Source organism: Massilia sp. WG5 (assembly GCF_001412595.2).
Lineage (GTDB): Bacteria > Pseudomonadota > Gammaproteobacteria > Burkholderiales > Burkholderiaceae_D > Telluria.
Genome location: NZ_CP012640.2, coordinates 2585722 through 2608922, shown reverse-complemented (window position 1 = coordinate 2608922; position 23201 = coordinate 2585722). Strand labels below are relative to the sequence as shown.

Sequence of the window (23201 nt, the reverse complement as noted above, 5' to 3'; positions counted from 1 at the left end):
TTTGCTAAAACACCAATTTTAGCGGTTTTTGACGGCTGACTCGAATTCGAATCACGATTCCTGGCGACGATTGCGCATCCTGCCGCTCAGCCAGGCGCCGCCCAGGCCGAGCGCGCCGAGGGCGAGGAACAGGTAATTGCCGAAGCGGATATAGGGCGTCATGCCGGTCGTGCCCTGCACGGTGGCCGTCAGCACGCCCTCCTTGTAGAAGGGCAGCACCTGCGCGATCCTGCCGCGGTGGTCGATGACGGCGGTGGCGCCGTCATTGGTCGCGCGCAGCATCGGGCGGCCGGTCTCCAGCGTGCGCATGCGCGAGATCTGCAGGTGCTGCGGAACCGCGGTCGACTCTCCATACCACGCCAGGTTCGACACGTTCAGCAGCATGGTCGCCGGGCGCGGCGCATGGCGCAGCTGGTAGGCGATCTCTTCGCCGAACACGTCTTCGTAGCAGATATTCGGCAGCACCAGCTGGTCCTTGACGGCGAACGGGGCCTGCAGCTCGCCGCCGCGGGTGGCGTCGCTCAGCGGGATGTTCAGCATGTCGGTGAACCAGCGGAAGCCGGGCGGAATGAATTCGCCGAAGGGCACCAGGTGCGCCTTGTCGTAGCGGTAGGCCTGGGGCCGCGGTGCGATCGTGACCAGGCTGTTCGAGTACTTGCCGGGACCGTCCAGCAGCGGCATGCCGACCGCCAGCGTGCTGCCGGAGTCGGCGGCGAAGCGCTGCAGGCCTTCCAGGTAAGCCTGGGGCAGCTGGTTCGCGAAGACCGGGATCGCCGTCTCCGGCGTGGCGATCAGGTCGGCCGGCGCGGCCGTGATCATGCCTTGATAGGTGTCCAGGATGCTGGTCAGGAAGGCCAGGTCGAACTTGCGGTCCTGCGGAATATTCCCCTGCAACAGGCGCACGCTGAGCGGCTGGCCCGTCACCTGCGTCCATTCGACGGTGCGCAGGCCGGCGCCCGCCAGCATCAGCGCGGCGAACAGCCCGACCGCCGGCAGCTTGCGGCGCTGGGTCAGCATCACCAGGCAGCCGGCGCACATCGCCACCAGCACGCCGATGCCGTACACGCCGACCAGCGGCGCGAAGCCGGCCAGCGGCGCGCCGTCATGCGCATAGCCGGAGGCGGCCCAGGGGAAACCGGTGAAGACCCAGCCGCGCATCCATTCGGTCACGCCCCACAGGATCGGCAGCACCAGCAGCAGGAAGGCGCTGACCGGCAGCGACCAGCGCCGCCGCAGCCAGGTGCCGACGCCGGCGGTGAGCGCGCCGAACAGGCCCATGTAGAGGCCGAGCAGGATCACGCCGAGCGCGCCGAGGAAGGCCGGCAGGTGCGCGAAGCGGGTCATGAAGATGTACAGCCAGTGCATGCCGGCCACCGACCAGCCGAAGCCGAAGGCCCAGCCGAGCAGGGTGGCGCGGCGCGTCGAGCTGCCCATGCCGACCTGGTAGAACAGCCAGGCCAGCGACAGCAGTTGCAGCGGCCACCAGCCGAAGGGTTCGAAGGAGAACAGGCTCAGGGCGCCGGCCAGGATGGCGAAGCCGAGGGCGGTGAAGCTGGGGCGGGTGCCGCGCAGCGCCGGGTCCGGCGCGACGGCCGGGCGGGTACGGCGGCGCAAAATCATCAGTCGTGCTCGTCGTCGCTATCGCGCGTCGGCAGTTTTTCGACCAACAGCACGTGGATCTGGCGGGCGTCGGCGCGCAGCACTTCGAAGCGCAGGTTGTCCAGGTCGAAGACTTCGCCCTTGTGCGGCATGCGTCCCAGGTGGCTGGCGACCAGGCCGCCGATGGTGTCGACGTCGTCTTCCGGCAGGTCGACTCCGATCTCTTCGTTGAACTGCTCGATCTCGGTCAGCGCCTTGACGCGCCAGCGCGGGCCGAACTGGCCTTCCTTGATCGACAGGACGTTGTCCTCTTCCTCGTCGAAGTCGTATTCGTCCTCGATGTCGCCGACGATCTGTTCGAGCACGTCCTCGATGGTGATCAGGCCGGCCACGCCGCTGTACTCGTCGACCACGATGGCCATGTGGTTGTGGTTGGCGCGGAAGTCGCGCAGCAGCACGTTCAGGCGCTTCGATTCGGGGATGAAGATGGCCGGACGCAGCATGTCGCGCACGTCGAAGGATTCCTCGGCGTAGTAGCGCAGCAGGTCCTTGGCGAGCAGGATCCCGACCACCTTGTCGCGTTCGCCCTCGATGGCGGGGAAGCGCGAGTGCGCCGTTTCCAGCACGACCGGCAGCCATTCCTCGATCGGCTTGGTGATGTCGACGACGTCCATCTGCGAACGCGGGACCATGATGTCGCGCACCGACAGGTCGGATACCTGGAACACGCCCTCGATCATGGAGAGGGCGTCGGCGTCGATGAGGTTGCGTTCGTGGGCGTCGTGCAGCACTTCGAGCAGCTCGGCGCGATTTTCGGGCTCGGGAGAGATCAGTGCGGTCAACCGTTCGAAGAGGGACCGGTGGGTTTTGACATCCGTGCGGACGTCAGCAGGGTGCTCGGGCATAGTTGGCGTGAAGCCGTTGTTGCAATGGGCATTAGGATACACCAAAACCCGAGATGCCTGTTTTTTATGCAGCTCGCGTAGCTCGAGGATGTGTGCGCCATCTGAGGCCGTGCTTGCCATATAGTTGCTCATTCGCTACCGAAGGAGTTTTGCCATGCCCGCCCTGAATATCAACGGCACCACGACCAACCTCGATGTCCCCGACGACATGTCCCTGCTATGGGCGATCCGCGACGTACTTGGCCTGACCGGCACCAAGTTCGGTTGCGGCGTGGCCCTGTGCGGGGCCTGCACCGTGCACCTGGACGGCCAGCCGATCCGCTCCTGCATCACTCCCGTTTCGGCGGCGGCGGGCAAGAAGATCACGACCATCGAGGCGATCGGCAACGATCCGGTCGGCGCCAGGGTGCAGGATGCGTGGCGCCAGGTGGACGTGGTGCAGTGCGGGTATTGCCAGTCGGGCCAGATCATGTCGGCCACCGCGCTGCTGCAGGCGAACCCGAAGCCGAGCGACGCCGATATCGACGGCGCGATGTCGGGCAATATCTGCCGCTGCGGTACTTATGGCCGGATCCGCAAGGCGATAAAAATCGCGGCGGGGACCCCGTCGCCCGCCGTGGCCCCGGCCGCCCAGCCGGCCCCCACCCGCAAAGCCTGATCAGGAGCGCACATGGAAACCAAAGATAAAGTATCGACAGTATCGAGTGGGCGCCGCGGCTTCATGAAGGCCGGCGCCGTGGCCGGCGGCAGCCTGCTGTTCGGCTTCTCGCTGTTCGGCTGCAGCCGCGCGGGCGGCGGCAAGGAAGGGCAGAACGACCGCAAGGAACCGCCCTCCGAGAAGGCCGTCGGCCAGGCCGCCACCGCCGCTTCCAACGAGGCGCCGGGCCTGGCCCACGACGCCTTCATCCGCATCGATCGCGACGGCCTGGTCACGCTGATCATTCACAAGGTCGAGATGGGGCAGGGCACCTTCACCTCGATGCCGATGCTGCTGGCCGAGGAGCTGGGCGCCGACCTGTCGAAGGTGAAGCTGGAGCAGGCCCCGGCCGACAACAGCCTGTACGCCGACCCGATGCTGGGCGGGCAGGTGACGGGCGGCTCGACCTCGGTACGCGGCGCCTGGAAGCCGCTGCGCGAGGCCGGCGCCAAGGTGCGCACGGTGCTGGTGCAGGCGGCGGCCCAGACCTGGAACGTCGACGCGAAAGAGCTGAAGGTGGTCGCCGGCACCATCCGCCACGACGCCTCGAACCGCTCGGGACACTTCGGCCAGTTCGTCGACGCCGCCTCCAAGCTGCACTTCCCGCAGACCGTGACGCTGAAGAACGCGGCCGACTTCACCCTGATCGGCAAGTCGATGAAGCGCCTGGATTCGCCGGTCAAGGTCAACGGCCAGGCCCTGTTCGGGATCGACGCCCGCCTGCCCAACATGGGCATCGCGGCGGTGGCGGCCTCGCCGGTCACCGGCGGCAAGGTGACCTCGGTGGACGAGCAGAAGGCGATGGCGGTCAAGGGCGTGCGCCAGGTGCTGCGCATCGAAGGCGCGGTGGCGGTGGTGGCCGATAACTTCTGGACCGCCAAGCAGGGCCTGGCGGCGGCCGCGCCGCAATTCGACGACGGCGCCAACGCCGGCGTCAGCACCGCCGGCATCGTGGCCGACATGGCCAAGGCGTCGGAGGGCGCCGGCGCGGTCGCCACCAACAAGGGCGATGCCCTGAAGGTGCTGGGACAGGATGGCGGCCGCCGCATCGACGCGGTCTACGAGCTGCCCTTCCTCGCGCACGCGACCATGGAGCCGATGAACTGCACGGTCGACCTGCGCGCCGACGGCTGCGACCTGTGGGTCGGCACCCAGGTGCCGGCGCTGGCGCAGGGCGCGGCGGCGAAGGTCGCCGGCCTGCCGGTCGAGAAGGTCAAGGTGCACAACCATTACCTGGGCGGCGGCTTCGGGCGCCGCCTGGAAGTCGACTACGTGATCCAGGCGGTGGCGCTGGCCAAGCTGGCCAAGGGCCCGCTGAAGGTGATCTGGACCCGCGAGGAGGACATCCAGCACGACATGTACCGCCCTTATTACTACGACCGCCTGTCGGCGAAGCTCGACAACAAGGGCATGCCGGTCGCCTGGTTCCACCGCGTGACCGGTTCCTCGATCATGTCGCGCTTCGCGCCGCCGATGGTCAAGAACGGCGTCGACCCCGACGCCGTGGAAGCCGCGGCCGACATCCAGTATGCGATTCCCGACATGCGCGTCGAGTACGTGCGCCACGAGCCGCCGGGCGTGCCGACCGCGTTCTGGCGCGGGGTCGGCCCCACCCACAACGTCTTCGTGGTCGAGAGCTTCATCGACGAGCTGGCGTATGCGGGCAAGACCGACCCGGTCGCGTTCCGGCGCGCGCTGCTGCAAAAATCACCGCGCACGCTGGCGGTGCTGAACCTGGCGGCCGAGAAGGCGGGCTGGGGCCGGCCCTTGAAACCGGTGGCGGGACGCAAGGTCGGGCGCGGCGTGTCGGCGCAATTCGCTTTTGGCAGCTACATGTCGCAGGTGGCGGAAGTCTCGGTCGGCCCGGACGGCGACGTGCGCGTGCACCGCGTGGTGTGCGCGGTCGACTGCGGCCAGAACATCAACCCGGACACCATCGTCGCCCAGATGGAAGGCGGCATCGTGTTCGGCGCCAGCGCCGCGCTGTGGGACCAGATCGTCTTCGAGAAGGGCCGGGTGCAGCAGACCAACTTCGGCGACTACCGCGTGATGCGCATGAACGAGGCGCCGGCGGTCGAGGTCTACATCGTCAACAGCCACGACGAGCCGGGCGGGATCGGCGAGCCCGGCACGTCGGGGATTGCGCCGGCGATCGCGAACGCGGTGTTCGCGGCGACGGGCAAGCGGGTGAGGAAGCTGCCGATCGGGGAGCAGCTCAAGAAAGCCTGACACGTCGTTCCCGCGCAGGCGGGGACCCAAGTTTGTTTCTAATTTTCGGCGTACGGATCCGGATACTCGAGCGCTTCCATGATGTCGCGCTCGAGCTGTTCCATCTCCTCGGCTTCCTCGTCGTTCTCGTGGTCGAAGCCCTGCGCGTGCAGCACCCCGTGCACCACCAGGTGGGCGGTGTGTTCCTCGACCGTCTTCTTCTGCTCCTCGGCCTCGCGCTGCAGCACGTCGGTGCACAGCACGATGTCGGCCTGGGTCGGCTCGTCGTCGGCCAGTTCGGCGCCTTCGTTGTAGGCGAAGGTCAGCACATTGGTCGCGTAGTCCTTGCCGCGGTAGTCGCGGTTGAGCTGCTGGCCTTCGGCGGCGTCGACGAAGCGGATCGCCAGTTCGGCCGGGCCGAGCAGCGAGGCCTGGACCCAGCGTTCGATCATCGCGGGCGTGATCTCCGCTTCCAGGCGGGTGTCGGGATACTGGACGTCGAGTTCCAGCTTATGCTTTTTTTCTTGCATTTCGGGCTACCGGTTTGGCCACGCCGGGCAGGGCGCCAAGCTCCTGCATCGACGCGGATTTTTCATAGGCGTCCACGATGCGGCCCACCAGGGGGTGGCGCACCACGTCGGCGCTGGAGAACTGGCTGAAGGCGATGCCGCGCACGTCCTTCAATACGTGCATCGCATCGACCAGGCCGCTGCGCTGGGTCTTGTGCAGGTCGACCTGGGTGACGTCGCCGGTGACCACGGCCTTGCTGCCGAAGCCGATCCGGGTCAGGAACATCTTCATCTGCTCGACCGTCGTGTTCTGGGCTTCGTCCAGGATCACGAAGGCGTGGTTCAGCGTGCGCCCGCGCATGAAGGCCAGCGGCGCGATCTCGATGACCTGCTTTTCGAACAGCTTCTGGGTGCGGTCGAAGCCGAGCAGGTCGTACAGCGCGTCGTACAGCGGGCGCAGGTAGGGGTCGACCTTCTGCGCGAAGTCGCCCGGCAGGAAGCCGAGGCGCTCGCCGGCTTCGACGGCGGGGCGGGTCAGGATGATGCGCTTGACGGCGTCGCGTTCCAGCGCGTCGACCGCACAGGCGACCGCGAGATAGGTCTTGCCGGTGCCGGCCGGGCCGATGCCGAAGCTGATGTCGTGTTCCAGCACCGCCTTCAGGTACTGGATCTGGTGCGGGGTGCGGCCACGCAGGTCGCTGCGGCGGGTCTTCAGCATCGGGCTGACCAGCTCGCCGGACTCGTCGCGTTCGAGTTCTTCGGCTTCCTCGCTGACCACTTCGCCCGGCTCCTTCTTCGCCTCGGCGGCGGCGGCGGGCGGTTCGAAGCTCGGTTTCAGGCCGGCGCGCTGCTCCACCAGCGCCAGCTGCACTTCCTCGATCGGCACGACCTTGTTGGCCACCGCGTAGAAGCGCTCGAGCAGCTCGACCGCGCGCTCGGCGTTGGTGCCGCTGACGATGAATTTCTCGCCGCGCCGGAAAATCGTGACGTCGAGCGCGGCCGAAATCTGGCGCAGGTTCTCGTCGAGCGGGCCGCAGAGATGGGCGAGCCGCGTGTTATCGAGCGGCTCGGGGAAGAAGTACGACGGCTGGGTAGGCGTTTGAGTTTTCAACTGGCTTTGGCAATCGTATCAATGCTGGCGACCAGGTCGCCGCGCAGGGTGTAATCCAGGCTTTCGGTGATGCGCACGTCGACCAGCTGGCCGACCAGCGCCTCGCCGAGTTCGCCCGGGGCGAAGTTCACGATGCGGTTGTTTTCGGTGCGGCCGGCAAGCTCGCCCTGGCCTTTCTTCGCCGGACCCTCGACCAGGATGCGCTGGACGCTGCCGACCATGGCGGCGCTGGTCTTGCGGGTGTTCAGGTCGATTCTCGCCTGCAGGCGCTGCAGGCGCGCCAGCTTGACCTCGTGCGGGGTGTCGTCCTCGAGGTTGGCGGCCGGGGTGCCGGGGCGCTTGCTGAAGATGAAGCTGAAGCTGTTGTCGAAGCCGACGTCTTCCACCAGCTTCATCATCGCTTCGAAATCGGCGTCGGTCTCGCCGGGGAAACCGACGATGAAATCGGACGAGATCGAGATGTCGGGGCGCACCGCCTTGATGCGGCGGATGATGGACTTGTATTCGAGACCGGTGTAGCCGCGCTTCATCGCCTGCAGGATGCGGTCGGAACCGTGCTGCACCGGCAGGTAGAGGTGGTTCACGAGCTGCGGGATCGTCGCATAGGCGTCGATCAGGCGCTGGGTGAACTCCTTCGGGTGGCTGGTGACGAAGCGCAGGCGCTCGATGCCGGGGATCGCGGCCACGTATTCGAGCAGCAAGGCGAAGTCGGCGATCTCGCCGCTGGCCATCGCGCCGCGGTAGGCGTTCACGTTCTGGCCCAGCAGCATGATCTCCTTCACGCCCTGGGCGGCCAGGCCGGCGACCTCGGTCAGCACGTCCTCGAAGCGGCGCGAGACTTCCTCGCCGCGGGTATACGGCACCACGCAGTAGCTGCAGTACTTGCTGCAGCCTTCCATGATCGAGACATAGGCGACCGGACCCTCGACCTTGGCGGGCGGCAGGTGGTCGAACTTCTCGATTTCCGGGAAGCTGATGTCGACCTGGGCGGCGCCGCTCGCACGGCGCGCCTGGAGCATCTGCGGCAAGCGGTGCAGGGTCTGCGGGCCGAATACCACGTCGACGTGGGGCGCGCGCTTGACGATCGCCTCGCCCTCTTGGGAGGCGACGCAGCCGCCGACGCCGATCACGAGGTCAGGCTTGCCGCGCTTGAGTTCCTTCAGGCGACCGAGGTCGGAAAACACCTTTTCCTGGGCCTTTTCACGCACCGAGCAGGTGTTGAAGAGGATGACGTCGGCATCTTCCGGAGTGTCGGTGCGTACGAGTCCCTCGGACGCGCCGAGCACGTCCGCCATCTTGTCCGAGTCGTACTCGTTCATTTGGCAACCGAAGGTCTTGATGAATACTTTTTTCTGCATGGCTGATGCTTTGACAAGTGAAGTCCAGTTTACCGTAAATCGGAAACGCCCCAGGAAATGGGCGTGTGCGCGGGATTTCGGTGCTGCTGGGAATGATAAATTTCTAAGGAAAAATCTCTGATACAGTTGGTTACATTGTTAAATATTGAAATCGCATTGCAAGCTGTTATGTTTGTTCTTGCTGGCACGACTTGATTTATTTCTTCTTGTAAATCAAAGAGTTCCTACGGAACTGCAAGTGCAAATTTAGTTAAAGAAAACTCTTGCGTGCGCCACAATCTGTCACCATGTGCTGAAATGACTGTATGACAAGCTTTCCAAACGATAGCTTGATTTCGACCAATGATTTTCGTGCTCAGGTCGAATGTGAACGCGACGTATGAGTTTGATAATTTGTTCGAAAAACAAGTTCGTAGGGGAAGCGAGTTAGGGAGCGCACGGGGTCCGGGTCGTTGTCGGCGCACAGTCGATTGATCGTTCGGTAACGTGATCCGGGAACTTATGTTGACGAAACGAAGTCTTTAACAAAGTTCGTAAGAGAACTATTTTAACCACTCACGAGGTAATCATGGCACATCACGCTCTGTCTTCACAGGAAAGCTACAACCCGAACCACTTGCTGGACATCCTGCTCGGCAAGATGCAGTTGAAGAACGACGCAGCACTGTCGCGTATGCTGGAAGTCGCTCCGCCGGTGATCAGCAAGATCCGTCACCATCGCCTGCCGGTCGGCGCGTCGCTGCTGATCCGTATGCACGAAGTGACCGGCATGAGCATCCGCGACCTGCGCGACCTGATGGGCGACCGCCGCACCAAGTATCGCCTGTCGGACGCACAAGGCCGTCCGAAACCCGAAGAGAAAGCTGCAAAAGAGGCCGCTGCGCAGCAAGCCGCTCAGCAACAGCAAGCCCAGCCGCAAGACCAGAGCGACGCTTCCAAATCCGGCAACTATGCGCACTGACGCCGTGGGCATGACAGCCGGTCCTGTCATGCCTTCGGCCAGACCCGGCGGCGGTTCGCGCCTGCTGCCGTTACTTAGGCCATCTTGAGCCTGGAGGTTGAAAGACCTCACACCATCAGGATGGCCGACATTTCTTCCAGTTGTTGTTCCGTTTCCCGGAACAGATCCAGATACGCCTCTTCGTTCAAGCCCATCGCGTCCCAGGCCACACTGGACAGCGACGGCGCCAATTCATCCTCTTCGCCCGCCAGGTCGAGCGCATGCACGACCGCGTTGGCAACATGGACGATGGCAGCCAGAAAACCCGCGCCCGGCGTTTCGGGCGCGTGGTGCCAGGCAATCGCCTGGCGCATCATGTCCGAAAAATTCCAGTGCTCGGCCAAGGCGACGCCAGCCTCCACATGATCGACGCCCAGTACGGCGCGCTCGGCATCCAGCATTTCGCCATCGTGCCGGCTACGCCAGGCCAGCACCTCGGCATAGGCCTGCGGATGGCCGCTCACCAGCACCAGCCGGCCTATATCGTGCAGCAATCCCGCGGTGAAGGCGACATCCTGGTTGAAGCGCAGGCGCCGCGCCAGCGAGCGGGCGCAAGCCGCGGTCGCGATCGAATGGCGCCAGAAAGCCTTGTCGTTGAAGCCGGGGCAGCGTCCGTTCGGGAAACAGCCGGTGACGGCGGCTGCCGTGATCAGGTTGCGGGTGGTCTGGAAGCCCAGGAAGGTGATGGCTTGCTGGATCGTCGCTACCTTGACCTGCAGGCCGAAGGCAGACGAGTTCGCCAGGCGGAGCGTCTTGGCCGTCAGGGCCTGGTCGTAAGACACTTTTTTCGCCAGTACCGAGATATCGATATTTTCCTGTTCGATGTTGCTGAGCAGTTCCATCACGACGGCGGGCAGGGAAGGCAGGTCCTGCACATCCTTGGCCAATTGTTCTGGGGTCAGCATGCTCATCGCTGCACCTCGCGTCCAAGGCGATAGTCCTCGATGTACTGGCGCAGGATGTTGCTGGCCCAGTCGCCGTGGTTGCCGCGCTCGTGCTTGCGAAATACCCGGTCCAGCCTGTCCTGGACGCGGGCCGGATCGACCACGGGTTCGGGACGGCCGGCGGCGAGGATCGGCAACAGCTCGACGCCATGGCGCGCCAGCGAGGCCAGCATGCCCTCGCTCAGCACCACGCCCTGCGCCAGCAGCACGTTTCCGTTCCCGTCGCGCAGCATCTCGCCCAGCACCATGCCCGGTTCGGCATCGGCCAGGGGTACCAGCTGATAAGCCCCGTTCATACTTGCCTCTTGCTTTTTGTTAACGGAATTATATTACCACCCGGCTAGGGTGAAAGCCCCGGCCGGCCCGGCAAGCCGACGAAAACTGTTGTATTCTCGGCGTGCTTTTATTTGATAGGACAACCATGAAACTGTATTTCAGCCCCGGCGCCTGCTCGCTCTCTCCTCATATCGCCCTGCTCGAGGCAGGCCTGGAGTTCACCACCGAGAAAGTGGACATCCGCGCCAGGCAGACCGCCAGCGGCGCCGATTTCCTGAAGATCAACCCGAAGGGCTATGTGCCGGCGCTCGAGCTGAACGACGGCGCCGTGCTGACCGAAGGCCCGGCCATCGTCCAGTTCATCGCCGACCTGGCCCCGGATCGCCAGCTGGCGCCGGTCAACGGCACCCTGGAACGCTATCGCCTGGTCGAATGGCTGAACTTCATCTCGACCGAGGTGCACAAGAACTTCAGCCCGCTGTTCCGCCCCACCTCGACCGAGGAAATGAAGGAAGCGGCGCGCGCCAACCTGAGCAACCGCCTGGGCTGGGTGGCCAGCCAGCTGGAAGGCCGCGATTACCTGATGGGTTCGCAGTTCACGGTGGCCGACGGCTACCTGTTCACGGTGCTGGGCTGGGCCAACTTCGTCCAGTTTGATCTGGCGCAATGGCCGGTGTTCGCCGCCTACACCCAGCGCATCGCGGCCCGTCCGGCCGTGCAGCAGGCGCTGCGCGCCGAAGGCCTGCTCAAGTAAGGACCTGTCCCGCCGGTCGGAGCAGGTTTAAGGCCGGCATAAGTGTGTTACGCCATCCGCCCGTCGGCAAGGTACCATGCGCGCCATGACAAGGAAATGCTATGTCGCCCTGCTGAGGGGCGTGAATGTCGGGCGCGCAAAACGCATCGCCATGGCCGACCTCCGCAAGCTGGTCGGTGATCTTGGCTATGCCGAAGTGCGCAGTGTTCTCAACAGCGGCAACCTCGTGTTCAGCGGGCCGGCGCGGCCGCAGGACGAGGTGGCCGGCGAGATCGAAGACGCGCTGGTGCTGAAACTGGGCGTGGCGGCGCGGGTGCTGGTGCTCGACGCCGAAGAACTCGCTGCCGTCATTGCCGGCAATCCCTTGCTCGGCCAGGCCGGGGACCATGCGCGCCTGCTGGTGTTCGTTCTGTCGAGCCCGCATGCCGATCCGCAGATACGGGAGTCGCTCGAAGCCCTGTGCGGCCAGAACTGGCATCCGGGTGCGGCCGCGCTGGGCGGGCGCGCCGCCTATGTCTGGTGCCCGGGCGGCATTCTCGACAGCGCCGCTGCGGCCGCGCTCGGCAAGCAGCTGGGCGATACCACCACCTCGCGCAACTGGGCGACCCTGCTCAAGCTCCACACGCTGTGCATGGAGGCGGCCTGACCGGCCTCTTGCGAACGGCGGTTCCGTCCCCATATGGGAAACATCGGTACGTCGACCGCACAAACGACAACGGCGCCATCGGCGCCGTCGATCACTTCCCGTCCTTTCCTGTCAGTCCTTCTTGAACTTCTCGCTGCTGTCGCGGCTCGCGCGGTAGCCGATCAGGACCAGCCCTACCAGCATCATTGCAAACACTTCCGGTTCCGGCAGCTCGGACATGGAAGGCGAGGGCGGTGCTACCACTTCTGTACGCGCAACCGCCGAGATATCGGCAAGGCGATGGATGCGGATGGCGTGGGCGTCGAGGTCGATGGCAGCGGCCTGGGCGGCGCTGCCGAAGAGCAGGCTGAGTGTTGCGGCAAGAACGTATCGTTTCACGGTCATTCCTTCTAAATGTCTGGCGACAATACCGGCATGACCCGGCAATGCCCCCTCCGATCACGCATCCGGGTTCTGATCCAGCATAACAAAAATGCAGTTTGAATTGCGCGCGTTACGTCTTGTTACCAGTAACTCAGCAATTAGAAAATGAATTCTTTTTTGCCTTATCCGAATCAAAACTTATTATCTCTTTATTACTTGGTTAATAAGCAAATAAATGCGTTTGTTTTGCGTTTTTTCTAGCTAACTTGTTGAAATCATAAAGAAAACCGGTAGCGTTTTGATCATCAGTGTTGTGTCTCAAAATTTTTTCGGCGCACGGTATACACCTATCTTTTCTTTGGGGGTATAGTCTCCATATCCCCATTGCCTTCGGGCATCAAAACAATAGCAGACGACTACGTTTGCATCCCATGCGGTCCCAATGCACCGCCGCCTTTCGCGTCCACTCGGCACTTCGGAAGGCACGCAATATCAATGTCGTGAAGCACCTTTCAGATTAAAGAGTACTGATATATGCCCAATTTTGCCCGACTCCAAATTGCCTTCAAGAATGTTTATGTCCGTATTGCGACTGCCGTATTGTTAGGCATGCTGGTTGGCTGGTTCATCTACAAGGCCGACGTCCCGCAGGATCCTTCTCCGGTGGTCCATTCGCAGAATATTTCCGAGATCACGGAACTGGCCGCCCAGAAGGACCGCCTGGATTACCTGCTGGTGGCCCATCCGCTGTCCGACGCACCGCGCTACATCTACAAGTTCAAGGGCGCGCCGCAGCTGCACGTGGTGAAGGTGCCGAGCACCTCGCACCTGTCGCTGGAGCGTGAAGTCCTGCTGAAGAACGCGATCCCGTATTCGATCGCCAAGGACGACTACCTGGCCTCGCACAAGGCTGTGCTGCAGGACGAGAACGAAGGCTTCGGTTCCGACGTGCTGTCCTTCCTGAAGCGTCACGCGCTCGACCTGACCGTGCTGCTGGTGATCCTGTACGCCATGAAATTCGGCATCCCGGGCATGAACGGCAACGCCCAGCTGATCTCGCCGGACAAGCTGAAAGGCTCGATGGACGACCTGATCGGCATGGAAGACATCAAGCAGGAAGTCCTCCACCTGGAAGACATGATCCGCAACCGCGAGCTGTACAAAGAGCACAACATCGACAAGCCCTTCAACGTCATGCTGACCGGTCCTGCCGGTACCGGCAAGACCAAACTGGTCGGCTACCTGGCCAAGCGCCTGGACATCCCGCTGATCCAGGCCTCCGGCTCGGCGCTGGAATCGGGCTACGTCGGCGGCGGTTCGAAGGCGCTGAACGCCCTGTACCGCAAGGCCTCGAGCAAGGGCCGCTGCATCATCTTCCTGGATGAGGCGCAGAGCCTGTTCATGCCGCGCGGCCGCAGCGAAAAGAAATGGGAAGACGACACCGCCAACACCCTGCTGGGCCTGCTGGACGGCGTGAAGAGCGACAAGGGCCAGGGCGTGATCTGGGTCGTCGCCTCGAACTTCGACGACGCCTCGACCGAGATGGACGAAGCGATGCTGCGCCGCTTCTCGGTGAAGATCAACTTCCGCCTGCCGAACAAGGCCGAGCGCCGCGAGCTGCTGCGCAGCTTCCTGTCGCGTAAGAAGGAAGGCCTGGTCGACTACGACGACCTCGACCTGGACCAGGTGGCCGAGATCACCCAGAACCTGAGCCCGGCGCTGCTGGAATCCGTGGTCGAGCGCGCATCGATGCTGTCGATCCAGGAAAAGGTCATCATCAACACCGACTTGCTGTTCCGTGCGTATGAGCGTGCGACCATCGGCCTGACCGACCGCGCCACCACCGCCGAGAAGCACAAGCAGCGCGAGCGCATCGCCGTGCACGAACTGGGCCACTTCTTCATGCAGATCGACCCCTTCCTGCGCGCCGGCATGAGCCTGGACGAAGTGAAGGAGAAATCGCACCTGCTGAAGATCAGCACCGAAGCCGTGTCGAAGATCGGCGCCCTGGGTTACGTGCTGCAGTCGGGCGACGACATGTCGCTGCGGACCCTGGAAGAGCTGGAGCGCGACGTGATCGGCCTGTACGGCGGCGTGGCGGCGGAAGAGCTGTTCTATGGCGCCCGCGGCATCTCGGTCGGCAGCCAGAACGACATCGAGAAGATCACCAAGATGCTGAACCTGATGGTGGGCCGCCTGTCGATGTACTCGCGCGCCAAGATCGACTACAGCCAGCTTGCCAACGACGCCTCGGGCGAGCACACCCTGCGCCAGGTCGAGGAGAAGTCCGATGAGCTGTACAGCTACACGCTGGACGCGATCCGCGACTACGAAAAGGTGATCGTCGCCCTCAAGGACACCCTGCTCGAGCAGTACGTGCTGTCCAAGGACGCCGTGTTCTCCCTGCTGGAAGAGCACAAGGACGCCCTGATGGCAGGCCTGAAGGCGGCGCGCCACGCCAGCCTGAAACTGTGCGCGGAGACCGGCGAAGCGGTCGCCTGATCGCGATCGACGGCAGCAATGAATGAAGCGGCGGACAGCGATGTCCGCCGTTTTTTTATGGCCGCTTTCATGGTTTACCTGGCGCCGGCAGCTCGTCGCGCAGCGCGCGCAGGGCGTCGTCGGTCTCCTGCATCCAGCGGGCGGCGAGCCGGGCCGGGATGGCGTCGGCGTCCTCGTCCACCGCGGGCGGCGCCAGCGCCGGCAAGGCCGCCTGCGGCTGCTTGCGCCGTTCCGGCGATTCGAGCAGCGCGGCCGAGTCCTCCAGCCGCGGCGCCAGCACGTCGGCGGCGTCGCGCAGGGATGCCGCTTGCGCCAGCCGCGGCGCATGGTAGAGCGCTACCGCGCAGGCATGGCGCACGCAGTAGGCGATGCGCGCCAGCCGCGCCACGTGTTCGCGGCGGTTGTCCTTCGAGCCCGGATAGTCCGTCCCGGTGACCGGGCCGAGCGCCTTGCGCAGCGCCTCCCGCTTGCGGTCCAGTTCGCGCATCGCCTCGCGTCGCGCCGTGGATAAGCTTGCAGCTTGCGGGTCGCTCCAGACGGCGCTCAACAGCTTGCCCGCCGCCCGCAGCAGTCCGGCGCTCTTGCTCGCGGATTCATCGCGGGTATGGACCGGGAACACCAGGCGGGCGGCGAGGATGGCGCTGAGCGCGCCGATCGCGGTTTCCTCGAGCCTGAGCAGCAGCAGGCCTTCGCTGTCCATCCCCATCAGTTCGTACAGCATGGCCAGCATGGCGCTCAGCAGCACCGTGTAGACGTTCTGCAGCCCGTGGAAGGCGTAGAAGCCGGCCGCGATGAAGACGAACAGCAGCGACAGCTCGACGCCGCGGTTGCCGTGCACCAGTTCCGCCGCCGCGATGCCGACGCAAACGCCGCCGACCGTGGCGAGGATCTGCCGCCATGCACCCGACAGGGTCTGCCCGACCGTGGCCGTGCGCGCGAACACCACGAAGGAAGCGAATACCGCCCAGAACCAGTGGTCCGCCGACAGCGCGTGTCCGGCCAGCAGCGCGCCCAGCGCGGCCGCGCAAGCCTGCAGGGCGCGCCGGGTGCTGTCGTCCGGCCAGCCCTGGTCCGTGCTGCCCGCGCCGCCTGGTGCGGAGGCAGGCGCAGGCTGGCGCTCGTCGCACATGGCCGGCAAGGGTCGGCGCAGCGAGGGCAGGCTGGCCAGCGACTCGAGCGCCCGGCGCAACCGCCAGCGCAGCGCCTCGGGCAGTGCGCCGGCGCCGGGTTCGTGCCGCGCAGCCCAGGCGGCAGGATCGATCGCATGCTCGTGGCCGACCTGGTGCGCCAGCGCGCGCAAGCCCTCCACAAGCCGCTGCCGGTCCGGTTCGGCGGCGCCGCCCGCGCCGCGCGCGGCCGCGTCGACGGCTTCCGCCGCCAGCTCGCCGTGCAGCACCTCATCGCGCAAGGCGGCGGCATCGCCGTGTTCCGGCGCCTTCGCGAAATCGGCGAGCCGCGATTCCAGTCCGAGCGACTGTTCGTTCAGGGCCGCCAGGTGGGACTCGATGCGCTTGTCCGCAGCCTTGCCGCCATGTTCGAGGCGGCGCGCGAGATCATGCAGCAGCACGGCGATGCGGGCGCGCCAGGCGCGCAGCTCGCTGCGCAGCATGCGGCCGGGATGCTCCGGCACGAGCCAGAACCGGATGCCGAAGGCGATGGCGCAGCCGATGAACACGAACAGCGGAACCCACTGCGCCTTCGCAGGCGGCACCTTGAGCAGCAGGGCGTAGAAGAAGGACTGGTAGGCGATCGTGCCCAGGCCGCCGGCGCGCGGGCCGAAGCGGCGCACCTGGAAGGCCGCGAAGATGGTCAGCAGGAAGCAGCCCCCGCTCAGCCATGGATTGCCGGACACCAGGCTGCCCAGCACCAGCATCGCGCTGGCGACCACCGGCACCCAGGCCATCGTCACCTGCTGCTGGCGGCGCCCGGCATCCGGCAGGGCGACGGCGGCGATCATCGGCACCACGATGCCGCCCAGGGACAGCTCGTACTTCAGGCCCAGCAGGCGGGTCAGGAGCAGGAACAGGGCGGCGGAGATGCCGGCGGTGAGCACGGCGCGCAGGCCGCCGCGCAGCCGCTCGAGCGCGGGATCGGAGGCGAGCAGGCGCTCGCTCAGGTAGGCAAACAGGTGGCGGTCATGCTGCATGTCGTCGGATCCGGACATCCCGGCAGTGGCTGAGGAACCACTGTACAAGACGACAAGAATCCGCCACGCACGCCTGGGCCGGCGACGGCGGCCCGCGGACGCTCAGTGCGCCGGCGCTTCCGCCAGACCATCCAGCACATGGCGGGTCATGCTGCCCGCCAGTTCGTGTTCGCCGATGAAGACGGTGCCGCCGGTTTCTTCGCGCAGCAGGCGCGCCTCTTCCTCGTTGTGGCTGCGCACCAGGATGCGGATGTGCGGGTTGAGGGCCTTCGCCGTCTCGACCATGGCGCGCACGTGGAAGGTGTCCGGGGTGGCGATCACCAGCATCGCGGCGCGCGCGATGTGGGCCTGGATCAGCACCGCCGGATCGGCGGCGTTGCCGGCCACGGCCGGCTGGTCATGGCGGCGCAGCTCCTCGACCATCTCGCGGTTCTGTTCCGCCACCACGTAGTGCACGCCCTGCCTGCTCAGCTCCAGGGCGATGCGCTTGCCCACGCGGCCGTAGCCGACCAGCACCACCTGGCCGGTCAGGCGCTCGTGCGTGACCGTCATCGGCAGCTCGGCCAGCGGGTCGGCGGAGCGCTCCAGCCTGCGCGCCAGGTCCGACTTCGAACGCAGCCATTCCTGCAGCGGATTGATCGCCTTGAACATCAGCGGGTTCACCGCGATCGAGATGATGGCGCCGGCCAGGATCAGGTTCTGGCCGAGGTCCGGCAACAGGCCCAGCGACATGCCCAGCGCAGCCAGGATGAAGGAGAACTCGCCGATCTGGGCCAGGCTGGCCGACACCGTGATCGCCGTGTTGAGCGGATAGCGCAGCGCCAGCACCAGGATGAAGGCGGCCAGCGATTTGCCGAACAGGATGATCGCGACCACCGCCAGCAGCTCGAGCGGATGCTCGACCAGCACGCGCGGGTCGAACAGCATGCCGACCGAGACGAAGAACAGCACCGAGAACGCGTCGCGCAGCGGCAGGGTTTCCTCGGCAGCGCGGTGCGAGAGCGCCGATTCGCGCAGCACCATGCCGGCAAAGAAAGCGCCCAGCGCGAACGAGACGCCGAACAGTTCCGACGAGCCGTAGGCGATGCCGACCGCGGCGGCGATCACCGCCAGCGTGAACAGCTCGCGCGAGCCGGTCTTGGCCACGCGCCACAGGAACCAGGGGAAGAGCTTGCGGCCGACCAGCAGCATGAAGGCGACGAAGGCGCCCACCGACAGCAGGGTCTTGCCGAGCGCCAGCCACAGCGAATCGCCGGCGCCATGGCCGCCGGGCGCATTGCCGCCCAATGGACCGGCCAGCGCCGGCAGCAGCACCAGCACCAGCACCGTGACCAGGTCCTCGACCACCAGCCAGCCCACCGCGATGCGGCCGTTGAAGGAGTCGAGCTGGCCGCGGTCTTCGAGCGCGCGCAGCAGCACCACCGTGCTGGCCACCGACAGCGCCAGGCCGAACACCAGGCCCGCGCCCAGGCCCCAGCCCCACAAGTGGCTGACCCCCATACCCATCAGCGTGGCCACGGCGATCTGCAGCACCGCGCCGGGCAGGGCGATGCCTTTCACCTCCAGCAGGTCGTCGAGCGAGAAGTGCAGGCCGACCCCGAACATCAGCAGCATCACGCCGATCTCGGCCAATTGGGAGGCGAGCGCGACGTCGGCCACGAAGCCCGGCGTGGCCGGACCGATCAGAACGCCGGCGGCGAGATAGCCGACCAGGGCCGGCAGCCGCAGCCGCACGGCGAGCATGCCGAACAGCAGGCCGAAGCCGAGGGCGGCGGCGATGGTGGTGATCAGGCTGATGTTGTGGTGCATGCGGACGTGGCCTCCTTGACAAGATAAACCTGTCCAGTATAAGCGACATCGCGGCAGATCGCGGGGTTTTCTGCCGGGAACGCGGCAGATAGCGGCGGATCAGGGCATCGTTGCCAGAGTAAGCAAAGATTTGCGCAGCGACGCCCGCACCGCATCGAACTGGGCGCGGCGGCGGTCCTTGTCGAGCCGGAACAGCATCAGGCCCTCTACCTGCGCCACCATCAGGATCGCGCGCTGCATGGTTTCCTCATCCGAGATGGCCGGGTTCAGGCCGCGGATCATGTTATAGACGGTCTTGCGCTCGCGCCCCAGCATCCTGTCCATCAACTGCGAGGCAAAGGGATTGCGCGAGGCCAGCGCCCAGATCTCGAAGAACAGGGCGTGGATGACCGGATCGGTGATCTCTTCCAGGAACATGTCGACCGTGGACAGGAAGCGCTCCAGCTGGGAGCGCTCGCTCATGGCCGCGGCAATGCCGTCCATCCTCGCCTGGAACGCATCCATGGTGGTCAGCAGCAGGGCTTCCAGCAACTGGTCCTTGCTGCCGTAATAGTGCTGCACGTTCGACAGGCTCATGCCGGCCTCCTGGGCCACGCGCCGCATCGACAGCCCGGCATAGCCTTCGGCGGCGAGCAGGGCGCGGGCCGCCTGCAGGATGTCCTGGGCCCGGCCCAGGCCCTTTTCGGTGGTGCCGGAGACCTTGTTCCTGAGGGTGCTGTCGAGTAGCGTTTCCATGTTGGCGATTATACTTTATCGACTAGTACAGTTGACCTATAATTGTCTGAAACTAGGTCGGGTGACCTGAAAAACAAAGGAGACAGGCATGAGCCAGAAAGTATTCGTCAGCGGCGTGGGCATGATCCCCTTCGCCAAGCCGGGCGCGAGCGCCCCTTACCACGAGATGGGCGCGCTGGCCGCCCGCGCCGCGCTGGAAGACGCGGGCATCGCCTACGAAGAGGTCGAGCAGGCCTACGTCGGCTACGTCTACGGCGACTCGACCTGCGGCCAGAAGGCGCTGTATGGCGTCGGCATGACCGGCATCCCGATCGTCAACGTCAACAACAACTGCTCGACCGGCTCGACCGCGCTGTACCTGGCGCGCCAGGCGGTAGCCAGCGGCGCTCTGGAGTGCGTGCTGGTGCTGGGCTTCGAGCAGATGAGCCCCGGCGCCCTGGCCTCGGTGTTCACCGACCGCCCCGCGCCTTTCGACGACTTCGACGCCGTCACCGACCGCCTGGTCGGCAAGCCGGAGATCCCGCTGGCCCTGCGCTACTTCGGCGGCGCCGGCCTGGCGCACATGGAAAAGTACGGCACCCCGCTGGCCGCCTTCGCCCGCATCCGCGCCAAGGCCAGCCGCCATGCCGTCAACAACCCGCTGGCCCTGTTCCGCAAGGAGGTGAGCGAACAGGACGTGCTGGACGCGCCCGCGATCTGGCCCGGCGTGATGACCCGCCTGATGGCCTGCCCGCCGACCTGCGGCGCCGCGGCCGCGGTGCTGGTCTCGGAAGCTTTCGCACGCAGGCATGGCTTGCGCGCCGACGTCCACATCGCCGCCCAGGCCATGACCACCGACCGTCCCGGCACCTTCGAGGCGGGCGACATGATGCGCCTGGTCGGCTACGACATGAGCAGGGAAGCGGCGCAGAAAGTCTACGCCCAGGCCGGCATCGGCCCCGAAGACCTCGACGTGGTCGAACTGCACGACTGCTTCGCCCACAATGAACTGATCACCTACGAAGCCCTGGGCCTGTGCCCGGAAGGCGGCGCCGACAAATTCATCGTCGAAGGCGACAACACCTACGGCGGCCAGGTGGTGACGAATCCCTCCGGCGGCCTGCTCTCGAAGGGCCACCCGCTGGGCGCTACCGGCCTGGCGCAATGCTTCGAGCTGACCCACCAGCTGCGCGGCAGCGCGGGCGCGCGCCAGGTCGAGGGCGCGCGGGTCGCGCTGCAGCACAACCTGGGCCTGGGCGGCGCCTGCGTCGTCACCATGTACCGCGTCTGAGGGGAGGGCAGATATGGACTACGTCTCACCCTGGATGGACGCCGAGCTCGAGGGCTTTCGCGACGCCGTGCGCCGCTTCGTCGACCACGAAGTCAATCCGCACCAGCAGCGCTGGCGCGAACAGCAGCACGTCGACCGCGAGGTCTGGTGCAAGGCCGGCGAGATGGGCCTGCTGCTGGCCGACATCCCCGAGGAATACGGCGGCTCGGGCGGCAGCTTCGCCCACCAGTGCGTGGTGTTCGAAGAGCTCTCCTATGCCGGCGACACCGCCTTCGGCCTGCACGTGCACGCCATCGTCGCGCATTACCTGCTGAACCAGGGCACCGAAGAACAGAAATACAAATACCTGCCGCGCATGGCGCGCGGCGAGATGATCGCGGCGATCGCCATGTCCGAGCCCGGCGCCGGCTCCGACCTGAAGGGCATCCGCAGCACCGCCATCCGCGACGCCGACGGCTATCGCCTGAACGGCTCCAAGACCTTCATCTCGAACGGCTACATGGCCGACCTGGTCCTGGTGGTCGCCAAGACCGACCCGGCCGCGGGCGCCAAGGGGGTCTCTCTGATGCTGGTGGAGACCCGTGAGAATCCCGGCTTCAGGGTCGGCCGCATCCTGGACAAGGTCGGGCAGAAGGGCCAGGACACCTGCGAGCTGTTCTTCGACGACGTCCACGTGCCGGCGCAGAACGTGCTGGGCTTTGATCCGGGACGCGGTTTTGCCCAGCTGATGACGGAACTGCCCTACGAGCGCACCATCGTCGGCGTGTGCGGCGTGGCCTCGATCGAGCGCGCCATCAAGCTGACGGTCGAGCACGCGAAGGAGCGCAAGGCCTTCGGCCAGGCCCTGATCGAGATGCAGAACACCCGCTTCGTGCTGGCCGAGGCGAAGACCGAGGCTTTCGTTGCGCGCGTGTTCGTCGACCGCTGCATCCAGGACCTGATCGAGGGCCGCATGGACACCGTGCAGGCCTCGATGGCCAAGTACTGGATCACCGACCTGCAGTGCAAGATCGTCGACCAGTGCGTGCAGCTGTTCGGCGGCTACGGCTACATGCTGGAGTATCCGATCGCGCAGATGTATCTCGACGCCCGCGTGCAACGCATCTACGGCGGCGCGAACGAGATCATGAAAGAGATCATCGCCCGTTCCTTGTGACGATACATGTGAAGGTGGGCACCCCGTGCCCACCATTCGCAACGGAGACATACATGCCGGGACCCTTATCCGGACTGAAGGTAATTGAGATGGTCGGCATCGGCCCTTGCCCCTTTGCGGCGATGATGCTGGCCGATATGGGCGCGGACGTCATCCGCATCGACCGCAAGCCCGATCCGAATGCGCCGAACCCGTATCCGATGCTGGGCACGAAGTTCGACGTGATGGCGCGCGGACGGCGTTCGCTGGCGCTGGACCTGAAGGACCCGCGTGCGCGCCAGGTGCTGCTCGACCTGGTGGCGAAGGCCGACGTGCTGGTCGAAGGCTTCCGCCCCGGCGTGATGGAGCGGCTCGGGCTCGGCCCCGACCCCTGCCTGGACCGCAACCCGCGCCTGGTCTACGGCCGCGTGACCGGCTGGGGCCAGACCGGGCCGCTGGCGCAGGCCGCCGGCCACGACCTGAACTACGTGGCGCTGTCCGGCATGCTGCACGCGATGGGGCGGGCCGGCGGTCCGCCGGCGCCGCCGCTGAACCTGGTCGGCGACTTCGGCGGGGGCGCCATGATGCTGGCCTTCGGCGTGATGTGCGCCGCCTGGGAGGCGAAGAGCTCGGGCAAGGGCCAGGTGGTCGATGCCGCCATGACGGACGGTTCCGCGCTGCTGGGTGCGATGATGTACGGCCTGCGCGCCTTCGGCTCCTGGCGCGATGGACGGGAAGCCAACCTGCTCGACGGCGGCGCGCCCTTCTACGACTGCTATGCCTGCCGTGACGGCAGGTTCATCTCGATCGGCGCCATCGAACCGCAGTTCTATGCGCAGTTGCTGGCGCTGGCCGGCGTCGACGACCCGCAGTTCGGCAAGCAGTGGCGCCAGGCCGACTGGCCCGAGCTGAAGCGCAAGTTCGCCGACCTGTTCGCCACCCGCACGCGCGCCGAATGGTGCGCGCTGCTGGAGGGGACCGACGTCTGCTTCGCGCCCGTGCTCGACATGGCGGAAGCGCCGCGGCATCCCCACAATGCGGCGCGCGCCACCTTTGTCGAACGCGACGGCGTGACCCAGCCGGCGCCGGCGCCGCGCTTCTCGCGCACCGCGGCGGAGCTCGGCGCGGCGCCCTCGAGCCCGGGCCGGGACGGCGCCGCGGTGCTGGCGGACTGGGGCTGGAGCGCGGCCAGTGTGGAGACGCTGCAGCGCGCCGGGATCGTCTAGGCCGGGTT

The 23201-nt window shown here is 65.8% G+C and carries 20 protein-coding genes; 9 read left to right on the top strand and 11 right to left on the bottom strand.

Going from position 1 to position 23201, the window contains the following annotated elements; all coding sequences use genetic code 11:
* Nucleotides 1–51: 51 nt before the first annotated feature.
* Nucleotides 52–1620, bottom strand: coding sequence for an apolipoprotein N-acyltransferase (gene lnt / locus AM586_RS11535; protein WP_229411024.1), 1569 nt, complete (start codon nt 1618–1620; stop codon nt 52–54).
* Nucleotides 1620–2504, bottom strand: a complete 885-nt coding sequence (locus AM586_RS11530; RefSeq protein ID WP_047821732.1) for an HlyC/CorC family transporter — start codon at nt 2502–2504, stop codon at nt 1620–1622. The genes lnt and AM586_RS11530 overlap by 1 nt, the downstream gene beginning before the upstream one ends.
* Nucleotides 2505–2658: 154 nt before the next feature.
* Here AM586_RS11530 and AM586_RS11525 point away from each other — a divergent pair, with 154 nt between their 5' ends.
* Nucleotides 2659–3162, top strand: coding sequence for a (2Fe-2S)-binding protein (locus tag AM586_RS11525; RefSeq protein WP_047821734.1), 504 nt, complete (start codon nt 2659–2661; stop codon nt 3160–3162).
* Nucleotides 3163–3174: 12 nt separating this feature from the next.
* Nucleotides 3175–5430, top strand: coding sequence for a xanthine dehydrogenase family protein molybdopterin-binding subunit (locus AM586_RS11520; protein WP_047821736.1), 2256 nt, complete (start codon nt 3175–3177; stop codon nt 5428–5430).
* Nucleotides 5431–5468: 38 nt separating this feature from the next.
* Here AM586_RS11520 and ybeY read toward each other — a convergent pair whose 3' ends face one another.
* From ybeY to miaB, 3 genes are read right to left on the bottom strand one after another with little or no spacing between them, the layout of a single operon-like run.
* A complete protein-coding gene (gene ybeY / locus AM586_RS11515) occupies nt 5469–5939 on the bottom strand; it encodes an rRNA maturation RNase YbeY (protein ID WP_047821737.1) in 471 nt (156 codons plus the stop codon).
* Nucleotides 5920–7029 carry a PhoH family protein gene (locus tag AM586_RS11510; RefSeq protein WP_047821740.1) on the bottom strand — a complete coding sequence of 370 codons (1110 nt, stop codon included), beginning with the start codon at nt 7027–7029 and terminating at the stop codon, nt 5920–5922. The genes ybeY and AM586_RS11510 overlap by 20 nt, the downstream gene beginning before the upstream one ends.
* Nucleotides 7026–8387: a tRNA (N6-isopentenyl adenosine(37)-C2)-methylthiotransferase MiaB gene (miaB, locus tag AM586_RS11505; RefSeq protein ID WP_047821742.1), complete on the bottom strand. Its 1362-nt coding sequence runs from the start codon at nt 8385–8387 to the stop codon at nt 7026–7028. The genes AM586_RS11510 and miaB overlap by 4 nt, the downstream gene beginning before the upstream one ends.
* 568 nt (nt 8388–8955) lie before the next feature.
* Here miaB and AM586_RS11500 point away from each other — a divergent pair.
* On the top strand, nt 8956–9348 hold the full coding sequence (locus AM586_RS11500) for a hypothetical protein (RefSeq protein WP_047821744.1): 393 nt from the start codon (nt 8956–8958) through the stop codon (nt 9346–9348).
* Nucleotides 9349–9455: 107 nt separating this feature from the next.
* Here the strand turns inward: AM586_RS11500 and AM586_RS11495 are convergent, their stop codons facing one another.
* On the bottom strand, nt 9456–10298 hold the full coding sequence (locus tag AM586_RS11495) for an HDOD domain-containing protein (protein ID WP_047821746.1): 843 nt from the start codon (nt 10296–10298) through the stop codon (nt 9456–9458).
* Nucleotides 10295–10627, bottom strand: a complete 333-nt coding sequence (locus AM586_RS11490; RefSeq protein ID WP_047821749.1) for a hypothetical protein — start codon at nt 10625–10627, stop codon at nt 10295–10297. Before AM586_RS11490 ends, AM586_RS11495 begins: the two co-directional genes overlap by 4 nt.
* A 125-nt stretch (nt 10628–10752) precedes the next feature.
* Between AM586_RS11490 and gstA the strand changes: the two genes are divergently transcribed.
* The gene (gstA, locus tag AM586_RS11485) at nt 10753–11361 is read left to right on the top strand and encodes a glutathione transferase GstA (protein WP_047821751.1); all 609 of its coding nucleotides are present in this window, start codon (nt 10753–10755) and stop codon (nt 11359–11361) included.
* 85 nt (nt 11362–11446) lie between these two features.
* A complete protein-coding gene (locus AM586_RS11480) occupies nt 11447–12007 on the top strand; it encodes a DUF1697 domain-containing protein (protein ID WP_047822082.1) in 561 nt (186 codons plus the stop codon).
* A 111-nt stretch (nt 12008–12118) separates the two neighbouring features.
* On the opposite strand, the gene AM586_RS11475 is transcribed toward AM586_RS11480, so the two are convergent.
* A complete protein-coding gene (locus AM586_RS11475; protein ID WP_047821753.1) occupies nt 12119–12385 on the bottom strand; it encodes a PEP-CTERM domain protein in 267 nt (88 codons plus the stop codon).
* Between the two features lie 519 nt (nt 12386–12904).
* On the opposite strand from AM586_RS11475, the gene AM586_RS11470 reads away from it, so the two are divergent.
* Complete coding sequence (locus AM586_RS11470) at nt 12905–14872, top strand: AAA family ATPase (RefSeq protein WP_047821755.1); 1968 nt, start codon at nt 12905–12907, stop codon at nt 14870–14872.
* Nucleotides 14873–14939: 67 nt separating this feature from the next.
* Here the strand turns inward: AM586_RS11470 and AM586_RS11465 are convergent, their stop codons facing one another.
* The 3 genes from AM586_RS11465 to AM586_RS11455 all read right to left on the bottom strand — a co-directional run bounded on the left by AM586_RS11465 (nt 14940) and on the right by AM586_RS11455 (nt 19562).
* The gene (locus AM586_RS11465) at nt 14940–17036 is read right to left on the bottom strand and encodes an FUSC family protein (protein ID WP_047821758.1); all 2097 of its coding nucleotides are present in this window, start codon (nt 17034–17036) and stop codon (nt 14940–14942) included.
* An 84-nt stretch (nt 17037–17120) separates the two neighbouring features.
* On the bottom strand, nt 17121–18827 hold the full coding sequence (gene ybaL / locus AM586_RS11460) for a YbaL family putative K(+) efflux transporter (RefSeq protein ID WP_047821760.1): 1707 nt from the start codon (nt 18825–18827) through the stop codon (nt 17121–17123).
* 99 nt (nt 18828–18926) lie between these two features.
* The gene (locus AM586_RS11455; RefSeq protein ID WP_047821763.1) at nt 18927–19562 is read right to left on the bottom strand and encodes a TetR/AcrR family transcriptional regulator; all 636 of its coding nucleotides are present in this window, start codon (nt 19560–19562) and stop codon (nt 18927–18929) included.
* An 88-nt stretch (nt 19563–19650) separates the two neighbouring features.
* Between AM586_RS11455 and AM586_RS11450 the strand changes: the two genes are divergently transcribed.
* Genes AM586_RS11450 through AM586_RS11440 form a run of 3 tightly spaced genes read left to right on the top strand, consistent with a single transcriptional unit; the run spans nt 19651 to nt 23193 of the window.
* A complete protein-coding gene (locus AM586_RS11450) occupies nt 19651–20832 on the top strand; it encodes a lipid-transfer protein (RefSeq protein ID WP_047821764.1) in 1182 nt (393 codons plus the stop codon).
* Between the two features lie 13 nt (nt 20833–20845).
* The gene (locus AM586_RS11445; RefSeq protein ID WP_047821766.1) at nt 20846–21988 is read left to right on the top strand and encodes an acyl-CoA dehydrogenase family protein; all 1143 of its coding nucleotides are present in this window, start codon (nt 20846–20848) and stop codon (nt 21986–21988) included.
* A 53-nt stretch (nt 21989–22041) separates the two neighbouring features.
* Nucleotides 22042–23193: a CaiB/BaiF CoA-transferase family protein gene (locus AM586_RS11440; RefSeq protein WP_047821768.1), complete on the top strand. Its 1152-nt coding sequence runs from the start codon at nt 22042–22044 to the stop codon at nt 23191–23193.
* Nucleotides 23194–23201: the final 8 nt, after the last annotated feature.